This window comes from Streptomyces sp. NPDC048671 (assembly GCF_055587045.1).
In genome coordinates this window covers 293,059-310,929 of the sequence record NZ_JBVJHB010000011.1, presented here as the reverse complement: position 1 = coordinate 310,929, position 17,871 = coordinate 293,059, and the positions used below count along the sequence as shown (strand labels likewise).

Sequence of the window (17,871 nt, the reverse complement as noted above, 5' to 3'; positions counted from 1 at the left end):
AGACCGGTCGTACGAGGAGAAGCACGCTGATGGACACGAGTGAGCCCATGCATGACGGCGAAGCGGTGGCGACCGTTGACATCGACCGCACCGACCTGGCGTACCGGGCCTGGCTCAAGGAAGCCGTACGCAAGGTCCAGGCCGATGCCAACCGTTCCGCCGACACCCATCTGCTGCGCTTCCCGCTGCCCGAGAGCTGGGGCATCGACCTCTACCTCAAGGACGAGTCGACGCACCCCACCGGCAGTCTCAAGCACCGGCTGGCGCGCTCGCTCTTCCTCTACGGGCTCTGCAACGGCTGGATCCGCCCGGGAAAGCCGGTGATCGAGGCGTCGAGCGGCTCGACCGCCGTCTCGGAGGCGTACTTCGCCAAGCTGATCGGGGTGCCGTTCATCGCCGTGATGCCCCGCACCACCAGCCCCGAGAAGTGCCGGCTCATCGAATCCCACGGCGGCCGCTGCCACTTCGTCGACGACTCGCACAGGCTGTACGAGGAGTCCGCCACGCTCGCGGCGGAGTCCGGCGGCCACTACATGGACCAGTTCACCTATGCCGAGCGGGCCACGGACTGGCGCGGCAACAACAACATCGCGGAGTCGATCTATCAGCAACTGAGGCTGGAGCGGTACCCCGAGCCGGCCTGGATCGTCGCCACCGCGGGTACCGGCGGCACCTCGGCGACCATCGCGCGGTACGTGCACTACATGCAGCACGACACCCGGATCTGTGTGCCCGACCCGGAGAACTCCTGTTTCTTCGACGGCTGGACCCACCACGACCCCCTCGCCACCAGCGACCGCGGATCCCGCATCGAGGGCATCGGCAGACCGCGGATGGAACCGAGCTTCGTGCCTGGGGCGATCGACCGGATGATGAAGGTCCCGGACGCGGCCACCGTCGCGGCCGTGCGCGCCCTGGAGCGGTCCATCGGCCGCAAGGCGGGCGGTTCCACCGGGACGGGGCTGTGGAGCGCGTTCAAGCTGGTCGCCGAGATGGTCGCACAGGGCCGTACCGGCAGCATCGTCACCCTGATCTGCGACCCGGGTGACCGCTACCTCGACAAGTACTACTCCGACTCCTGGCTGGCCGCACAGGGCCTGGACATCGCGCCGTACACCCGGACCATCGACACCTTCCTGGCCACCGGCAACTGGCCCGGCCAGGGGGGGAGTACGGCCTGATCCACCGGCAGCGGCCCGCGGGCGCACCTCAGGCCGCGGCCGCCGCGAGCCGCCGGCCGAGGTTGCGCACCGCGTCCCGGAACGACCTGCCCACCGCCGACCGCCCCCGCCGCATCGTGAACCGGAACAGCGCCGACCCGTCGGCGGCGAAGGTCCACTGCACCCGGGTGCCGGTGCCGGCCGGGGTCAGCAGCCACTCCTCCACCAGGGCGTGCAAACCTGGGGCGTTGGAGTCGTCGACCCGGTAGGCGTACCGCAGGCCGGGCTCCGCGGCGACGACCGTCTCCCGGAACGCCACCCCACCCCGGAGCCGCACCTCGCGGCCCGCCCCCGCGTCGACCGGCCGCGCCGACGTCACCTGGGTGAACCAGCCGGGCCAGCCCTCGACATCATCGGCCAGCGCGCGGTACACGACATCGGGCGGCGCGGCCACCTCCGCGGCGAATACCAGTCTCAGCGGTGCGGACTCGACGAAGTCGAGGTCCACGGTGCGGAGTCGGCGTGTCATGGAACGCACCTCCCGTGCGGTCGGCGGCGGACGGACCGCGACTCACCATATCTGTCGCACCGTCAGATGTCGTTGGTGCCGACGCAGTCGGACCGTGCGGTGCTACGCGTACCGCGCCGGCCACGACCCGCATCCGGTGCCGGCCGGGGGCGGGCGGCAGCACCAGATGGGCGAGCCGGACGAGACGCGGACAGTGCTCCACGAGCGCGGCCTCGGCCTGAGCTGCCCGCGCATACGCGGCCACCGGTCACCGATACCCCTGCGCCGGCCGGTCGAGCATGGAGTCGAGCACCCGGCCGAAGATCCGCCGCCCCGCTCCGGAGATCAGCGGATCGCCCCACCTCGGCAGCAGCCGGACGCTCAGCTCCTCCACCCACACCACATGGGAGCCCGCATGGGTGGGATACACATCGATCGACGCCCGGCCCAGCACCACCCGGCCACGCTTCTCCAGGCGGCACATCCCCGCCCGGCCGCCCGACGGCGGTGACCACCGGACCACTTCCATCGGATCGTCGAACGCCAGCGGCCCGACTCCCGTCCGTGCCACGAAGACCGTTCCGGTCCGGGTCGGCAGCCCGGCGGGCACCGTGATCGTCGTCAGCGGGACATGCGCGGCGTGCCGTTCCCAGTCCGTCACCCGGCGCCAGGACTCGGCTGCGGGCAGAGGGGTGAAGCGCTCGATCCGGAAGACGGCCACAGCACGATCCTAGGCCGTGGCGGCCCCACCGCGAGCTGAGCGGAATCCGGGGCCTCCACCCCGGGCCGGAGAGAACCCCCCGCGCTCAGCCCTGCTCGGGCCCGCCGCCCGCGTCCCGGCCCACGACCACCAGACCGGGCAGGTGCTCCTCGATCTCCTCGCGGGACTCCTCGGACAGGCCCGCGTCCGTGACGAACGTGTTCACCTGCTCCAGCGTGGCGAACGAACTCAGCCCCACCGTGCCCCACTTGGTGTGGTCGGCGACCACCACCACGCGCCGCGCCGACTGGACGAACCGGCGGTTGGTCTCGGCCTCCGCCAGATTCGGCGTGGACAGACCGGCCTCGACCGAGATGCCGTGCACACCGAGGAAGAGCACATCGAAATGGAGCGAGACGATCGCCTGGTCCGCGACCGGGCCGACCAGCGAGTCGGACGGCGTCCGCACCCCACCGGTGAGCACCACGGTCGCGGCACCCGGCCGGGCACCCGGAGATCCCGGACGCTGCGCCGCATGGAACACATCGGCCACCCGCACCGAGTTGGTCACCACCGTCAGGTCCGGTACGTCCAGCAGGTGCTGGGCGAGCGCGTAGGTCGTGGTGCCGCCGGACAGCGCGATCGCGCTGCCGGGCACGGCCATCGCGGCGGCCGCCCGCGCGATGTCCTCCTTCGCGGTCAGCTCCAGCGTCGACTTGACCTCGAAACCGGGCTCGTGCGTACTCGCCTCGATCACCGGAACGGCCCCGCCGTGCACCTTCTCGATGACACCCTGCCGCGCCAGCGCGTCCAGGTCCCGTCGGACGGTCATGTCGGAGACGCTCAGCCTGCGGGTCAGCTCATTGACCCTGACCCCGCCGCGCCTGCGTACCTCGTCGAGGATCAGCGCGCGCCGCTGCTCCGCGAGCAGATTCTGATTCTCGCTCAACGCCGGGTCCGGTCCTTCCCTCTGGCTGTGCAGGAGTCCGTTCGGACGGGCTCATCCTGCCACGCGGTGTCGCGGGCCGCCGCACTGGGGAGATTCCGTGAGAGCGGCACGGACACCGTCACTCAGCCGCGATTCTGATGACCGGACATCAGCCGCCGTCCCCTTCGAGAGCGAGTCACCCCAGTGCCACCTCCCACCCAGGCCCCGCAGAGCACCGGACCAGCGCTGGAACTGCTGGTCCACGGTGTCGGCGGGGCCACGCCCCAGGAGATGCTCGTCGACCCGCGCACGGTCCGGGTCACCGGTGACGCCACCGCCGCCATATACCGGCGTTCCGACGACATCGACGCGGAGCAGCACCCCGAGCTGTACCGGGACCGGCCCATCCCCGAGGCCTACTGCTGGTCCAACCTCACATCCGGCAACGGCTCCCGGGCCCTGTGGCTCCTGCTGCTCCCGTTCATGGTGATCAACCTCGCCCACTGGATGCGCCCGGCCGCCACCGCCCGCCCCCGCACCATTCGGCTGTACGGGGCGCTCGTCCGGCTCGTCGCGCTGAGCCTCACCGTCCTGCTGACGGCCGCGGCCTGCGAGGTCGCGCTCGACCTGACGGCCTGGCAGTGCGCCGGGGCGCGGGGGTGTTCCAACCAGCGGTCGTGGCTGGGATTCCTGTCCACCGCGCAGGGCGGCTGGTGGTCCCAGCCGGGCCGGCGGCTCGCGCTCGCCGCGCTGGTGCCGGCCGCACTGGTGGGACTGCTCTGGTACCTGTCCAACCGCACCTGGAGCGCCTACGAGTCCCAGCGCCCGCTGACCGGAACGGTCCCCGACGACGGCGAGCCGGGCACCGCCCCCGAGACCGGTGCCGCCCCCGCCGAGCCCCTGCGGCCCGCGCTCGGGCGCCCCGGATTCTGGTTCGGGCGCCGGCTGGTCGCCCGGCTGCGCGCCGCCCACACCGCCGCCGGGTTCCTGACCGTCACCGCCTCCGTCGCGGGCGCCACGGCCCGGCACGACCGTGCCGCCGAGGGACCGGTGCCCGCCGTGTACGGCCGGCTGATCGAGGCGCTGCTCGTCCTGGCCATGCTCGTGGTGCTCTGGGTCGTCTGCCGGCGCGGCCGCAGCGAACGGCGCCTCGACAACCGGCTCGACCGCGCCGTCATCACCTACCTGCCCGGGGCCGCGCTGACCCTCCTCGTCGTCGCCTCGGTGCACGCCGCCTGGTCCCGCCCCGGCTGGGCCTCGCACGGCACGCTCCCCGGCGACATCACGTTCCGCGTCGTCACCCTCGCCCAGGGCGCCCTCGTCGTCGCCCTCGCCGCGGTGGCGTGGAGCCTGTACCGGCGCAGCCCCGAACCGCGCACCGTGATGCACGGACTCGGCGGCCCCGCGGTCGCGATGCTCGCCTGCGCGCTCGGCGGCGTGATGACCGGCGGGGTGGCCCAGCGCGTCGCCGACTGGCTCGACGGGCCCGGCAGCCCCGGAATGGACCGCAGCGCCGTCATCACCGGACCGCCGGTGCTGCTCAGCTGGCAGGCCTCCGTCATCCCCGTGCTGCTGGTGCTGCTCCTGGTTCCCGGCATCGCGCTCGGCGTACGGACCTGCCTCACCGCCCGCCGGCTGGAGCCCGCTGTCGACGCGGAGTACGAGGAGGTACGGCCCGACCCCGCCCGTACCAAACAGATCGCCCGGACCCGCGCCACGGCCGCGCTCACCGACTCCGCGCCCGGCATGGTCGGCCTGGTCTCGACCGCCGCCCTGCTGCTCGGCACCGCCGCGGTCGGCGGTGCCTGGGCGAGCGGACAGGTTCCCGGGCTCGCGATGGACGGCAGCGGCCCCTTCGTCGAATCGGTGGCCGAGGCGGCGCAGTCGACCGGCTCCTGGATGATCGGCTTCGGATTCCTGGTCTTCGTCGCCTGCGGCCGGCGCGCCTACCGGGACGCCTCCGCCCGGCGCACCATCGGCATCCTCTGGGACGTCGGCACGTTCTGGCCGCGCGCCGCACACCCCTTCGCGCCGCCCTGCTACGCCGAGCGCGCCGTCCCCGACCTGGCCTCACGCATGTCCGGCTGGACCGCACGGACCCGCGGCAGGCTCGTCATCTCCGGCCACTCCCAGGGCAGCGTCCTCGCCGCGTCCGCGGTCTGGCAACTGCCCGCCGAGACCCGTCGCAGAGTCGCCCTGCTGACCTACGGCTCACCGATCGAGCGGCTCTACGGGCGCTGGTTCCCCGCCTATTTCGGCCCCGCCCAACTGGACGGGCTGCACCGCTCGGTGCACTGCTGGCGCAATCTGTGGCGGGCCACCGACCCCATCGGCGGCGAGGTCAGGCTCGGCGAGGAGTCCGGGCCCGAGGTGGACCGGGGCCCGCTGAAGGACCCGCTGGTCTACGGGCGTACCCCCGAACACCCCCTGCCCGAACCGGTGCTGGGCCACTCCGACTACCAGGCGGACCCGGTCTTCGCCCAGGAGCGGGCCGCGCTCCTGGAACGGCTGGCCCCGCTCCTGCCCCGTCAGGCCGAGGGCGAGGAGTCCCGCCAGGTGCTCAGGGAAGTTCCGGGAGGTCCTCCGGATACAGCAGGGTGAGGTCGTCCGTGCTCGTCTCGGCGAGCTGGGCGACCCGGCCCGCATGCCGCTCCACCATCGACTCGAAGGTCTGCCGGGCGGTGCGGCCGTTGCCGAACGCGGGCCCCTTGGGGAGCTCGGTGAAGTACTTCAGCAGCGCCTCGTCGGTCCCGGACGCGAGGCTGTACTCCTGCTCCTCGGTCTGCTGCTCGACGATCCGCAGCAGCTCCCGCGGCTCGTAGTCGCTGAAGGTGATGGTCCGCGAGAAACGGGAGGCCACACCGGGGTTGACGGTGAGGAACCGCTCCATCTCGTGGGTGTACCCGGCGACGATGACGACCACCGCGTCCCGGTGGTCCTCCATCAGCTTCACGAGCGTGTCGATCGCCTCGCGGCCGAAGTCCCGGCCGGAGTCCTCGGGGGACAGGGCGTACGCCTCGTCGACGAACAGCACCCCGCCGCGCGCCCGGTCGAAGGCCTCCTGGGTACGGATGGCGGTCGAGCCGATGTGCTCGCCGACCAGATCGACCCGGGACACCTCGACCAGATGGCCCCGCTCCAGTACACCGAGGGAGGCCAGGATCTCGCCGTACAGCCTGGCCACGGTGGTCTTGCCGGTGCCGGGGGAGCCGGTGAAGACGAGGTGGCGGCGGACCGAGGCCGCCTTGAGCCCGGCCTCCTGGCGCCGCCGGCCCACCTCGATCATGTCGGTGAGTGCGCGCACCTCACGCTTTACGCTGTCGAGGCCGACCAGGGTGTCCAGTTCACCCAGGACCGCCCCGGAGGTACGCGCGGGCTCGGCCGGCGTCTCCGCCGCGGCGGGCTCGACCGCACGCGGCGCCGGGACCCCGCCGAGCAGCCCCGGCGTCGTCTGGGTCGCCGTCAGGACCGTGGGCGGCGGGGGAGTGGCGGTGCGCAGCGCGCTCTCGTCGCTGGTGCAGTCCTCCACGACCGGACCGATGCCGGAACCGTCAGCGTGCGAACCGCCCTCCGCGAACTCGTAACCGCCGCGGGCACACCGCTCGGTACGGCAGCGGGTGAGCGTCGTGCGGCAGCCGTCCATCACATGGAAGCCGTAGCCCTCGCTCCCGGTGACCCGGCAGCCGTGGAAGGTGCCGCGCCCCTCGGCCGACACATAGAAACCCGCCTCGGCGGGCGAGGTGACCGTGCAGCGCTCGATCGTCGGATCGGCGCCCTTGGTGACGATCACGCCCGTCTGGGCGGCGTCGATGGTGCAGTTGTTCAGGGTGCCGCCGCTCCCGTGGTCACGGAACCAGGCACCGGTGGACGCCTCCCGGATGCGGCAGTCGTCGAGCTGCGCCGTCGCCCCGTCGCTGACCGACACCGCCGTATTGCGGACCTGGGACAGATCGCTGTCCACGACGTCGGCGCGCGAGCCCCGGTCGAGCACGAAGATGGCGTCCGGCACGTCGTGGACGCGGCAGGAGTCCAGTATCACCGTCGCCCCGTCGCTGACCCAGACCGCCGGGTAGTCGCCCGTACTGTCGTGGATCTCGCACTGGTTGGCGTCGACCCGGGTGCCCGGGTCCCAGACAGAGAGTCCGTTGCGGCCGAACCGGCGCACGGTGGAGCGGGTCAGGGTGAGGACCGAGCGCGAACGCAGGTCCACCGCGTTCTCCGGGATGTCGTGGATGTCGCAGTCGGCCAGGGTGAGCACCGCGTCGGTGTCGAGGGTGACGCCGTCCGCGGACGTGCGGTGCACCGTGCAGTCGGTGAGGTGGGCGGAGGCGCGGGCGGCCACCTGTATTCCGCTGCCCTTGATCTCGTAGATCTCGCAGCCGACCGCCTCGAGGCCGCTGCCCTCCCCCGTGACGGACAGACCGGCTCCCGAGGAGTGGTGGACACGGCAGCGCTCCAGCCGGGGATGTGCGCCGTCGCGCACCGAGACACCCGACTGTCCGGCCGAGACGACCTCGCACTCCTCGAACACACCGCCCGCGCCGTCGAGTACGGCGATGCCGACGCCGGCCGGATTGTCGACGGTGCAGCGGCGCACGGTCGGCCGGGCCGCACCACGCACCTCGATACCGGCGGCCGAGCGGGTCACGATCCGCAGGTCCGCGAGTTCCGGAGCGCCTTCCTCGATCAGCAGGGCGGGGGCCGCCGAGTCCTGGCCCTCCACATGCAGATCCTGGACGACGGCGGAGGCGCGCAGGGTCAGCGGTACGCCGTCGGCGGGTGCGATCCGGACGGATCCGAGCGAGCCCTCGGGCCCGCGCAGCGTCACCGCGCGGGCGATGACCAGATTCTCCCGGTAGGTGCCCGGTGCGACGGTGAGCACATCACCGTCCGCCGCCGCTTCCAGAGCCGCGGTGAGGGAGGCGTATTCGCCAGTGCGGCGCCGCCACCGCGATGTGCCGGTGTGCGTCACCTGGACCGTGCCCTGTGCCATGGCGCTGTCGTGCCCCCGCCTCGTGCGTGTGTGATGCCCGGGTCACCGGCCTCGCGGCAGTGACCGTCCGGGGTCCGCCTGCCGAAGTGACGGGCGGGCCGGTCCACCGTAGCGCGCGCGGAGGGCGGGAGTTGACCCGATCAGCACCCTGGGGTGTTTCGCCCGGACCAGACTGGATCATGGAGCGGACCACGCGCGCCCGCCAGGGATTGCGGGACGGTCCTCAGCTGCCGGTGCCCGTCCTGCCCCAGTCCGGACCGGCCCTGGCCCATGCCCGGTCGAGCCGCTCGTACCGCTGCCGCACCATGCGCCATACGATCAGACGCCGTCCGGCCTCGATCAGCAGGGCGGCCAGCATCGCGGCGCCGAATCCGGCCAGCGCGGCATGGGTGTGCGCCGTCGGCGCGTCCATCGGGCGCAGCGCGGGATGCCCTTCCCGGTCGGTCCAGATCCGTACCCGGTCCCCGGGTGCGGTGTGGCGCGAGGAGGTCGTCACCGTGGCGCTGCGGACCGTGCCGTCCGGCGCCTGCCAGCGGGCCGGCACCGTGGTCAGGGCCGCCCGGTCGGCGGAGATCTCGGGGTCGGCGACGAAGTGCCGTGAACCCGCCGCCCGGCGTACCACCACGGCGGTGGTGAGATGGCTCCGGGCGTGCTGGGCCCGCACGGCTTCCTGCAACACGTCGTCGGTGCGCGAGCCGAAGAAGAAGCCGGCCGCCGGCGCCGCCAGCACGAGCAGCACGAACGCGGCCAGTGCCACCCACGCCTCGCACCGGTCCGTGGCGCGGCGCAGAGGGTTGTGCCGCCAACGCCAGACTCCCGGAAGTGCCCGCACGGTCCTGCACCCCCTTCCGTATCCGTCTCAACCCGATACGGTGCGGTCCGCGCGCCGGAGCGGCGAGGAGAGTGCGACCCCACCCCGTCCAACGCGGCGGCCGGCCCCCGGAGTTCCCGTGGGCGCGAGGCCGCCCGGCAGGGACGCGGCGGACACCTCCGGTGCCAGGGGCGGCCGCTGACGTCGCGTGACGGTCCGGCCGACGGCATCGGCGGGTATCCGGCGAGGGCCGCCGTCGAGTCCCCATGGCTCGACTTCGGTCTCGCCGGTCGCATGTGCCGCCGGCACTGCGAACTGACGGATGCGGACGGCACTCGGTACGGCAGGGCGCATGCGCCCATTCTGCCAGCCACCGCGGACAGCCCGCCGCCTGTCGGCAGTACTCCCTCAGCCCCCCGCTCAGTGCTCCCTCAGTACCCCCGGCCCTGGTACGGGCGGTTGTACGGGTCCTCGTACGGGGACTGCGCGGGAGCCGGCCGCGGCGAGGCCGGACGCATCGACTCGTAGCCGGTACCCGGCGCGGGCCGGGGCTGCTGCTGTTGCGGCGGCGGCTGGTAGCCGCCGCGGCCGGCGGCCGGCTGCTGCGGGATGTACGGCGCCGGGGCGTGCTGCAGATGCGCCGGCTGCATCGGCGCGTAGCCCTGCTGCGCCGCCGCCGGCTGCTGGTAGCCGTACGACGGAGCGGGCTGGGAGGGCGCCGCCGGGAGAGCCGGCAGGGCCGCCGGGAGCGCCGGCAGATAGCTGTTACCGGTGTCGTAGGCGGCAGGAACTCGGATCGGCGCGATCTGAGGGGTGCCCCGCTCCGCGACCAGCGAGTCGTAGATCGGAGTGTCAGGGAACGACGGTGCGGCGTAGTAGCCGCCGCCGTAGGTGGAGCGAGGGGAGGTCATGCCACCTAAGTTAAGCCCACGATGTGCCGATTGGGGAGCCCCAATCTTGGGGTTATCCGTTTTACGCTGATTCTGCCCTGCTGGCCTGCCAGGACATTGTTAAAGGCTCCGTTAAGAGAGGGGTTTTTTGTGCAGGAACCGGTGGCTGACAAGAAGTGACGGAGGCGCTACCAGGGCGTGTCCGGCGGATCATCGGTGAGTAGCGCGCACGCGCCTGCCTGGGACAGCGAACTGGAACAACACCGAGGCACTCGGCAGGACGCGAATAGCGCTTGGTCAAAGCGAGAGGTGTGCGGCGCATACGGCAGGGGGCTGCAGACGCGGTCCACCGGGCGTGACTCGCGTTGCCGGAAAGCCTTTCGGAGGGTGCCGCGAGCCCAGCCGGATCCGAACGAGAGGCGCTGAGAGTGCCGCTTTCACTACGATGAGTACTCCAACGGTCAGGGGGATTCGTGGAGGACGCGCTTCATAGCGAGTTGGCCGCTCGAGTACGGGAGTTCGGCACCGGCGGGGACCCCCGGATCGTGCTCGAACACGATGCCTTGGCTGTCGCGGCGGAACTCTTCGCTTCGGTGGACAGCCGACCAGAAGCGGCCGACCCCGATGTACTGCACACCATTGCCGCGTTCTATTGGGCCCGGTCCTCGGCGCACAGGCGCGCCCCGGCCGCCCGAGATCCCGCCGCCCAAGACCCTGCTGCCGAAGACCCGGCCGTCCGGGACCTGGAGACAGCGATCGGCGTATTCGGACTGCTCTACCTGATCGATCGCCGGCGAGTGCCCCGCGAGTTGTGGCCCCGGCTCGCCGATGAGACCGGATACCACCCGTGGAGCGACCCGCTGGAACACGCGGCGGATCTGGTCGTCGACGGTGAGCAGCAGGGCGACATCGCTGCCCTCGACCAGGCCATCGGTCTGATCCGGACTGTCGCCGACAGCGATGACAACTCGTACCGGGACACCATCCATGGTCTCGCGTTCCATCGACGCGCGGCTCTTCCCGGCCGTCCCGCGGCGGAACGGCGTGCGGACGCGGCCGCTGCGGTGGAGCTGCTGGGCCGGGTCGCGGCTCTCCCGGAGCCGTCCCCCGCGCGGCGTGCCGGACGCGGACGATCCTTCGCCGCGGCCCTTGTAGGGCGCTTCGAGGTTGCGGGCGACCACGCGGATCTCACCCGAGCCGAGAGGGCCTATCGGGATGCTCTCGCGGACGCCGCCGGGGACGCGTCCGCGTATGCGAGCGCGGCCGCCGGACTCGGTTCGACTCTCGGCCGTCGCGTGGAAGCGGCGGACGGGACGGCCGGTGACGAGGACAGCGCCGTACCGGTGCTGAGGGAAGCAGTCGGGTGGCTACGCCGCGCGGTTGACCTGACGGATGGCGCTGACCGTGAGCCACACCTGGCCTGTCTGAGCAGAGCCATGAGGCTCCTTCTTGAGCGGACGTCCCGCGCCCGCCGGGCCACCGTGGTCCCGCCGGCCGGCAACACCCATGCCGCCCATGCCGCCGAGGACGGCCCGGCGGCCCGTCCGGACGGTGCCGCGGTACGGCGCCAGGCCGAAGCCCTGGTCCGTCTCGCTGCGCAGCTCTCGTCGCGCGTCGTCTCCGAGAGCGAGGCCGTACGGCGGGTGAAGGACCAGTCCCTCGACCTCTCGGAGGCCGCCATCGGCTCCGTGGTGTCCGGGGCCATGCGTCTCGTGGCGGCCGGCGAGCCGCACGACGCGGTGCCGGCGCTCACCCTCGCCCTGGAAGCCGCGCGCTCCCGTTGGGGCGCCGGACACGGCGGGCCGTGGTGGTGGGCGGCCGACGCCTACGTCGAGGCCGGACGGTTCGCGCTGACCGAGGTGGCCGACGGGCTGCTCTTCCGTCGCGCCTGTGCCGTCGCGGACGAGCAGATCTCCGTTCTGCGCGGCAGCGACCGCGCCGAGGACATCGTCGAACTCGCGGAGACGCTGTTCGCCGCGGGGCTGCTGCGCGTCAGCCCCTACGTGGGAGAGATGTCGGGACTCTCTACGCAGTGCCCTGGCAGCCGACGAGAGCAGTGCCGGCGAAGCCGTGGCGGCACTGATCCCTGCCTCCGTATGGCTGCGGGGCGGCGTTGACGAGGTCATCGGCTGGAAGCTGAGGGATCTGTACCAGCAGCTGGTCCTCAAACTGAGCGGACCCACCATCTCCTACGGCCTGATGCTCGCGATTCACCAAGCTGCCAAGGGACTTGACTTCACGGTCATCGCCGCACGGCCCGGTCCATTCGCACCGTCCCCCAGGCTCTCGCGACTACTGGCCCGGATCACGGCGGAAGAGCCGGCGCTGTCCGGACCCTTGAGCGAGCCCGAACTGCCGAGCGCCGAAGACGCCATGCTCTTCTACGTGGGCACAGGCGAGTCCGAACTCGGGGGCGACGCCGAGACGGAGCACCGCAACATGCAGCGCGCCGCCGACCGCTGGATCAGTCAGGAACTCCTCGCCACCGGATCGACGGACCGGATGCCGATGATGTTCCCTGACGAGTTGCAGGCGCTCCTGACCGAGGACACGGTGCTGCTCTCGCTGTACCTCGGCCACGCCCACCGGGACGGCTCCGAGGTACCAGTGACCTCGCTGTCCGGCCTGGCTGTGACCCGGGACGAGATGGAGCACCACACCGTGCTCCTGTCGGAGTTCGAAGCCGGGCTCATTCGCTTCACACGCGCGGCACACACCCTTTCCGCCCACCCCGTGGCCTTCCATGTCGCGGCCCTGCGACACGCCGTCGTCGCGGACCCGTTGCACCGGCCGGTCAGCCGTGAGGCACAGAGACAGCTCAGGCAGGACAGCGTCCCGCATCTGGCGGCCTTCGCCGCTTCCCTGGATCGCTGGCGGGCCCGGGGGAAGCGGCATCTGTGCATCTGGCCCAACGGCCCGTTGCACTACCTCCCGTACCACCTGCTGGAGGTCAACGGCGCTCCCCTCGCCGAGGACTGGACCGTCACTCAGGTGCTGAGCCTGGGCTTCCTCCGGACTCCGGCGCCCGGCCGTCACCGTCCCCCCGGACGTGGGCTCGTCGCCTTCGCATCCGCGGCAGGGGGCGCCCGGCACGGTCTCCTCGCCCAGGACGGCCTGGAGACACACGCCGCCCAGGTCGCCGCGGCGATGGGCGGTCAGGCGGTGCTGGGGACCGCGGCGACGCCGCGCCGGCTGCTCACCGAACTCGCCGACGCACGGTACGTCCACGTGGCCGCGCACGGGGCGCACAACGAGTGGGCGTCGTGGTACCAGTGCCTCTTCCTGTCGCCGGATCCGGACAACGACGGCCGCGTCTTCGCCCACGACGTACTCCAGGCCGACCTGCGGGGGGTCGAACTCGTGACGATGAGCTCCTGCGAATCCGCTCTGGGCCGCTTCGACGTCAACGACAATCTGCGCGGCCTGCCCGCCGCGTTCCTCTCGGCCGGCGCCTCCGCGGTCATCGGGTGCCTGTGGCCGGTCCACCCCCAGGTGGCCACGGAGTTCTTCGGGACGCTCTACGAGCGCCTCGCTCGGACACCGGACCGCCGCGCCGCCTTCCGCGCCGCCCAGTCGGCCGTCCGCGCCCGCCATCCGGAATACCGGGACTGGGGCTCGTTCTGCTTCATCGGCGACTGGCGCCCTTCGGACTCGAACCACGGAGCTGCCTCGTGACCCGGCTTGAACTGCCCCTGACCCCGCTCCACGCGATCGATCTGGTGGAGGTGCCCCGGCTGCAGTCGCCTGCCCCGCAGCACCGCATCGCGGGCCGGGTCTCCCTCAGCACCGCCATCGCCCACCCACTGACGGCCGAGGAAGCAGCCGCGGGCGAGGCGGAGTGGCTGAGTTTCCTGACCTCGGAGGCCTCGTACAGCGACTATCTCCTCCTCAGTCTCACGTGTGCCTTCCGCCCACCGGCGAACGGCGACCCCTTCGCCGACGCAGCCGTCGGCGTTCTCCTGGAGTCCCCTGATGAGCCTGCCGACCGGCAGCCGATCGCCTGGTCGATCTCTCCCAAGAAGCGCTCCCACCCGGTGGAGCGAGCAACCACCATCGCGCTCAGCGCCAAGCTCGCGATCGTCGAGACCAGCCTCGAACTCACCCCCGGACAAGGCCGGGAGGACCTGTGCGTCATCGGAATGGGCGAAAGGGACAGCGACCCGGAATGGCGCATCCAGCCCACCAGCAGGCACCCCCTGATCGGCGACGAGACCTTCACACTGATCGTCAAGGCCACCGCCGGCGCTCCCGTGCGGGCCCGGGTGACGGTGGCAGCCACCATCAAGCACCGGCGTTTCGGCCTGATTCCCTATCGGGCGGATCTCCCTGCCGCGTTGCGGACCATCGATCTGCGCCGGCAGAGCTGACCATCCAATCGCCCCGGCGCGGGTACGGGCTCAGCTCACGCTCGCCCACGGCATGTCCGCCGCGGACGGCTCAGTGCGTCTGTTCCGATACATCAATGGGGATGCATCGTCAATGATGGAGTGGGAGTAGCGTGCGGGTCATGAGCTCCTCGATGACCCCGGTCCAGTTGTTCCTGCTCGGCCGGACCCTCATGAAGATCGGGGAGGAGGCACTCCCGGAGTTGCCTCCGAGTGCCGACACCCCTCGCGTCGGCACCCGCGCGGCCCTCGTCGTGCTGAGTGACCTCCTCGGTCACCCCGACACCTCGGTGAGCGAGATCGCCGTGCGCACGGGCCTGCCCCAGAGCCAGGTCTCGGGCACCGTGGCACGTCTGAGGGACGCGGGGTCGATCGTGACCGCGCCCGACCCGGCCGACGGCAGACGGCAGTTGATCCGACGGGCGCCCGACGTGTCCGAGTGGGTTTCCGAGGTCCGGGCGTCCCGGATCGGCGACGCGCTGGCCACCGCACTCGGCACGGACGACCCCGAGCGGCTGCGCGAGGTAGCGGCGGCCCTCGACGTGCTCGCCCAGCACCTCACGCCCGAGACGGTGGGCCGCCTGCGGTCGTGAAACGGGCCGGGCGGCAGGACGACGGCACGCTGATCGTGCAGCAGGGCAGTCAGTGGTCGGACCAGGTGCCGGTCGCGGTTCTGGGACTTGGCGCCGGACGAGCCCCTTGAGCTGTGGTCGGCGCAAGCCAACGCCGATTCCTGGAACCGAGGTTGCTGAAACAGAACCTGGACATTTACAGGATCATTTGAGGATCGACTCGGCCCTAGTGTCATCGGTGCAGCAGGAAACATCGCAACCGAAAGCCGCTGGAGATCATGATGCGTTCGCGTCTCGCCGCCCGTTCCGCCCGTCTCGTCCTGGCCGCCGCGGCCGTAACGGCCCTCGCCGTCACCGCCACCGCCTGCGGCCCCGACGACGTCGCGGACACCGGCAGCTCCGCGGCCCCCTCCACCGGCAGCAGAGGGAGCGACAGCCCCTCCAGCGACAGCCCCTCCACCAGCGGTTCCGGCGACAAGTCCGGCTCCGGAGAGGACAAGGCCGGCTCCGGCGACAAGTCCGGCTCAGGCGGCGACAAGGCCGGCTCCGGCGACGGCGGGAAGAGCGGCTACGGGCAGTCCTGCGGCACCAACGACCTGGATTTCACGGTCTCTTCGGAGTCCCAGGCCGGCGGCTACTACCTCGTCACGGCCCAGGCCAAGTCCGGCATCACCTGCTACCTGGACACCAACACCCCCAGCGTGTCCTTCGGATCCGGCGCCGACGGTCTCGCCTCTCCAGTCGGACAGGGTGGCGAGGACCCCATCAAGCTCAGCGGCTCCAGCGTCGCGTACACCGGAATCAGCCCCAAGACGACCAAGAGCAATGACGGCAAGGAATTCGAGAACGTCATCATCGCCGTCACCGAGGACGACCCCGACCCCGCCGAGCTCAAGCTCCCCGAGCCCGCCAACGTCGACAAGCCCATCGTCACCAACTGGTCCACCAGCAGTGCCGAAACCGTCCCCGCCATCGTCTGACGAACCGGGACGGTACGGCCGACGGCCCGTCGCGGCGCCACGAAGAAGGTGACGGCGGGAGCTACTTCGAAGGCACCGGGGCGTACCGCGTCTCCTCCGGGACGTGTGAGGTGTCGTGGCGGGCCGGCAGCCAGTACAGGGCGGCGGGGACCACCGGGCCCGCCATCCAGGAGACGTCCGCGCCGCCCAGCGGATCCACGAGCGGGCCCGTGCAGAAGTGCGCCGCGAGGAACGGGAGGAGGGGAACGACCGCTCCGCGCACCCCGAACCCCCGCTCCGCGGTCCGGCGGCGGCCGCTACTTGATCCCGTGCCGTGCCGCCCAGTCGCCCGCGACGTCCTGCGGGTCCTTCTTGTCCTTGTCCACCAGGCGGTTGAGCTCGGTGAGGTCCTCGGTCGTCAGCGCGCTGCCGAGCCGGGCGAGCGCCTTGCGGACCGTGGAGTCGGCCTTGCGGTCGGCGATGAGCGGGACGACGTGCTGGCCGGGGACCAGGTTCTTGGGATCGGTGAGGACGACCCAGTGCTCGGCGGCGATGTCGGTGTCGGTGGTGAAGAGGTTCGCGACGTCCACGTCCCCCTTCCTGAGCGCGCCCTTGACCAGCGGCCCCGAGGAGTCGAGGGACTTGAACTCCTTGAACTCCACGCCGTACACGTCCTTGAGGCCCACCGCTCCCACCGCGCGCTTCTTGACCTCGGGCGCCGCGCCGATGACGAGCTTCCCGTTGTGCCGGGCGAGGTCGGCGAGGGACTTGAGGCCGTACTTGACGGCGGTCTCCCGGGTGACGACGAACGCGTCGGAGTCCTCGGCCCTGCCGTAGGGCAGGATCTGCAGGCCGTTCGGGAGGGCCATGGCGAGGGCGTTCTGCATCTCGCCCTCCTCCGAGGCCTCCGCCTTGGTGTCGAGGTAGTGCAGCAGGGCGCCCTGGTACTCGGGCAGGAGGTCGATGTCGCCGCCCTTGAGGGCGGGGATGAGGATCTCGCGGGTGCCGAGGTTGGGGCGGACCTTGGTCTTCACACCGGCCGCTTCGAGCGCGGCGGCGTAGAGGTACCCGAGGACCTGGTTCTCGGTGAAGTTGGCGGTGCCGATGGTGACGCCGTCCTTGCTGGAGCCTCCGCCTCCGCCGCCTGACCCCTGCCCGTCGAGCGAGGTGACGCCGCCGCTGCAGGAGGCGAGCGCGGGGACGGAGGCGGCGGCGAGGAGTCCGCCGAGAAGGTTTCTGCGGTTCATCGTGTGTGCTCCTGGGCCGGCTTGGCGGGGCGGATGGGGGTACCTCCCATGCCCTTGAGGCCATGGGGGAGGAAAAGGGTGCGCTGGAGTGCGGAGAGCGCGAGATCGAGGACGACCGCGACGACCGCCACGAGCACGGCGCCGCCGAGCACCTGCACGAGGTCGCGCTGGGCCAGCCCGTCGAAGACGTACCGGCCGAGTCCGCCGAAGGAGACGTACGCGGCGATGGTGGCCGTCGCGACGACCTGGATGAGGGCGAGCCTGAGCCCGGTCATGATCAGAGGGAGCGCGAGCGGCAGTTCGACCTGGAGGAGGACCTGGTGCCAGCGCATCCCCTGGCCGCGCGCGGCGTCCCGCACCTCGGGGTCGACAGCGGTCATCCCGGCGTACGTGTTGGTGACGATCGAGGGGACGGCGAGCGCCACGAGGGCGATGTAGACGGGCCACATCGAGAGGCCGCTGGCGAGGAAGACCAGTACGACGAGGCCGACCGTGGGCAGTGCGCGCCCGAAGCTGGAGAGGTTGATGGCGAGGAAGGCACCACGCCCGGTGTGCCCGATGAGCAGGCCGACCGGCAGTGCGATGGCGGCGGCGATCAGCGTGGCGAGCAGCGAGTACTGGAGGTGCTCGGCGAGGCGGTGCCCGATGCCGTCGGGCCCGGTCCACTGCTCACTGCTGACCAGCCAGGCGCCGAGATCCTTGAAGAGTTCGTACATGA

The 17,871-nt window shown here is 71.6% G+C and carries 14 protein-coding genes and 2 pseudogenes; 7 read left to right on the top strand and 9 right to left on the bottom strand.

The window, feature by feature from the left end; translation table 11 throughout:
* Nucleotides 1-29: 29 nt before the first annotated feature.
* Nucleotides 30-1,181: an L-cysteine desulfhydrase Cds1 gene (cds1, locus tag ACZ6S6_RS24135; RefSeq protein ID WP_469706886.1), complete on the top strand. Its 1,152-nt coding sequence runs from the start codon at nt 30-32 to the stop codon at nt 1,179-1,181.
* A gap of 28 nt (nt 1,182-1,209) precedes the next feature.
* On the opposite strand, the gene ACZ6S6_RS24130 is transcribed toward cds1, so the two are convergent.
* From ACZ6S6_RS24130 to ACZ6S6_RS24120, 3 genes are all read right to left on the bottom strand, one after another.
* Nucleotides 1,210-1,689 carry an SRPBCC family protein gene (locus ACZ6S6_RS24130; RefSeq protein WP_469706885.1) on the bottom strand — a complete coding sequence of 160 codons (480 nt, stop codon included), beginning with the start codon at nt 1,687-1,689 and terminating at the stop codon, nt 1,210-1,212.
* Nucleotides 1,690-1,936: 247 nt separating this feature from the next.
* Nucleotides 1,937-2,389, bottom strand: a complete 453-nt coding sequence (locus ACZ6S6_RS24125) for an SRPBCC family protein (RefSeq protein WP_362964440.1) — start codon at nt 2,387-2,389, stop codon at nt 1,937-1,939.
* An 85-nt stretch (nt 2,390-2,474) separates the two neighbouring features.
* Nucleotides 2,475-3,317 carry a DeoR/GlpR family DNA-binding transcription regulator gene (locus ACZ6S6_RS24120; RefSeq protein ID WP_362964438.1) on the bottom strand — a complete coding sequence of 281 codons (843 nt, stop codon included), beginning with the start codon at nt 3,315-3,317 and terminating at the stop codon, nt 2,475-2,477.
* 270 nt (nt 3,318-3,587) lie between these two features.
* Here ACZ6S6_RS24120 and ACZ6S6_RS24115 point away from each other — a divergent pair.
* Nucleotides 3,588-5,884: pseudogene (locus tag ACZ6S6_RS24115) on the top strand (hypothetical protein); the annotation flags it as partial.
* Here ACZ6S6_RS24115 and ACZ6S6_RS24110 read toward each other — a convergent pair.
* From ACZ6S6_RS24110 to ACZ6S6_RS24100, 3 genes are all read right to left on the bottom strand, one after another.
* Complete coding sequence (locus ACZ6S6_RS24110; RefSeq protein WP_362964436.1) at nt 5,857-8,289, bottom strand: right-handed parallel beta-helix repeat-containing protein; 2,433 nt, start codon at nt 8,287-8,289, stop codon at nt 5,857-5,859. The pseudogene ACZ6S6_RS24115 and the gene ACZ6S6_RS24110 sit on opposite strands and share 28 nt — an antisense overlap.
* 223 nt (nt 8,290-8,512) lie before the next feature.
* On the bottom strand, nt 8,513-9,121 hold the full coding sequence (locus ACZ6S6_RS24105) for an Rv1733c family protein (RefSeq protein ID WP_362964434.1): 609 nt from the start codon (nt 9,119-9,121) through the stop codon (nt 8,513-8,515).
* Between the two features lie 410 nt (nt 9,122-9,531).
* Nucleotides 9,532-10,011, bottom strand: a complete 480-nt coding sequence (locus tag ACZ6S6_RS24100) for a DUF6643 family protein (RefSeq protein ID WP_469706884.1) — start codon at nt 10,009-10,011, stop codon at nt 9,532-9,534.
* Between the two features lie 452 nt (nt 10,012-10,463).
* Here ACZ6S6_RS24100 and ACZ6S6_RS24095 point away from each other — a divergent pair, with 452 nt between their 5' ends.
* The 5 genes from ACZ6S6_RS24095 to ACZ6S6_RS24075 all read left to right on the top strand — a co-directional run bounded on the left by ACZ6S6_RS24095 (nt 10,464) and on the right by ACZ6S6_RS24075 (nt 15,927).
* Nucleotides 10,464-12,107 (top strand): hypothetical protein, encoded by a 1,644-nt coding sequence (locus ACZ6S6_RS24095; protein ID WP_469706883.1) that lies wholly within the window; start codon nt 10,464-10,466, stop codon nt 12,105-12,107.
* Nucleotides 12,061-13,665 carry a CHAT domain-containing protein gene (locus tag ACZ6S6_RS24090; protein ID WP_469706882.1) on the top strand — a complete coding sequence of 535 codons (1,605 nt, stop codon included), beginning with the start codon at nt 12,061-12,063 and terminating at the stop codon, nt 13,663-13,665. Before ACZ6S6_RS24095 ends, ACZ6S6_RS24090 begins: the two co-directional genes overlap by 47 nt.
* Nucleotides 13,662-14,357, top strand: coding sequence for a hypothetical protein (locus tag ACZ6S6_RS24085; protein ID WP_469706881.1), 696 nt, complete (start codon nt 13,662-13,664; stop codon nt 14,355-14,357). Before ACZ6S6_RS24090 ends, ACZ6S6_RS24085 begins: the two co-directional genes overlap by 4 nt.
* Before the next feature lie 152 nt (nt 14,358-14,509).
* Complete coding sequence (locus ACZ6S6_RS24080; RefSeq protein ID WP_469706907.1) at nt 14,510-14,968, top strand: MarR family transcriptional regulator; 459 nt, start codon at nt 14,510-14,512, stop codon at nt 14,966-14,968.
* A gap of 260 nt (nt 14,969-15,228) precedes the next feature.
* A complete protein-coding gene (locus tag ACZ6S6_RS24075; RefSeq protein WP_362964492.1) occupies nt 15,229-15,927 on the top strand; it encodes a DUF4232 domain-containing protein in 699 nt (232 codons plus the stop codon).
* 61 nt (nt 15,928-15,988) lie between these two features.
* Here the strand turns inward: ACZ6S6_RS24075 and ACZ6S6_RS24070 are convergent.
* From ACZ6S6_RS24070 to ACZ6S6_RS24060, 3 genes and pseudogenes are all read right to left on the bottom strand, one after another.
* A pseudogene (locus ACZ6S6_RS24070) lies at nt 15,989-16,165 on the bottom strand (cytosine permease); the annotation flags it as partial.
* A 58-nt stretch (nt 16,166-16,223) separates the two neighbouring features.
* The gene (locus tag ACZ6S6_RS24065; RefSeq protein ID WP_362964426.1) at nt 16,224-17,153 is read right to left on the bottom strand and encodes an ABC transporter substrate-binding protein; all 930 of its coding nucleotides are present in this window, start codon (nt 17,151-17,153) and stop codon (nt 16,224-16,226) included.
* A complete protein-coding gene (locus ACZ6S6_RS24060; RefSeq protein ID WP_362964424.1) occupies nt 17,150-17,869 on the bottom strand; it encodes an ABC transporter permease in 720 nt (239 codons plus the stop codon). Before ACZ6S6_RS24060 ends, ACZ6S6_RS24065 begins: the two co-directional genes overlap by 4 nt.
* Nucleotides 17,870-17,871 lie beyond the last annotated feature (2 nt).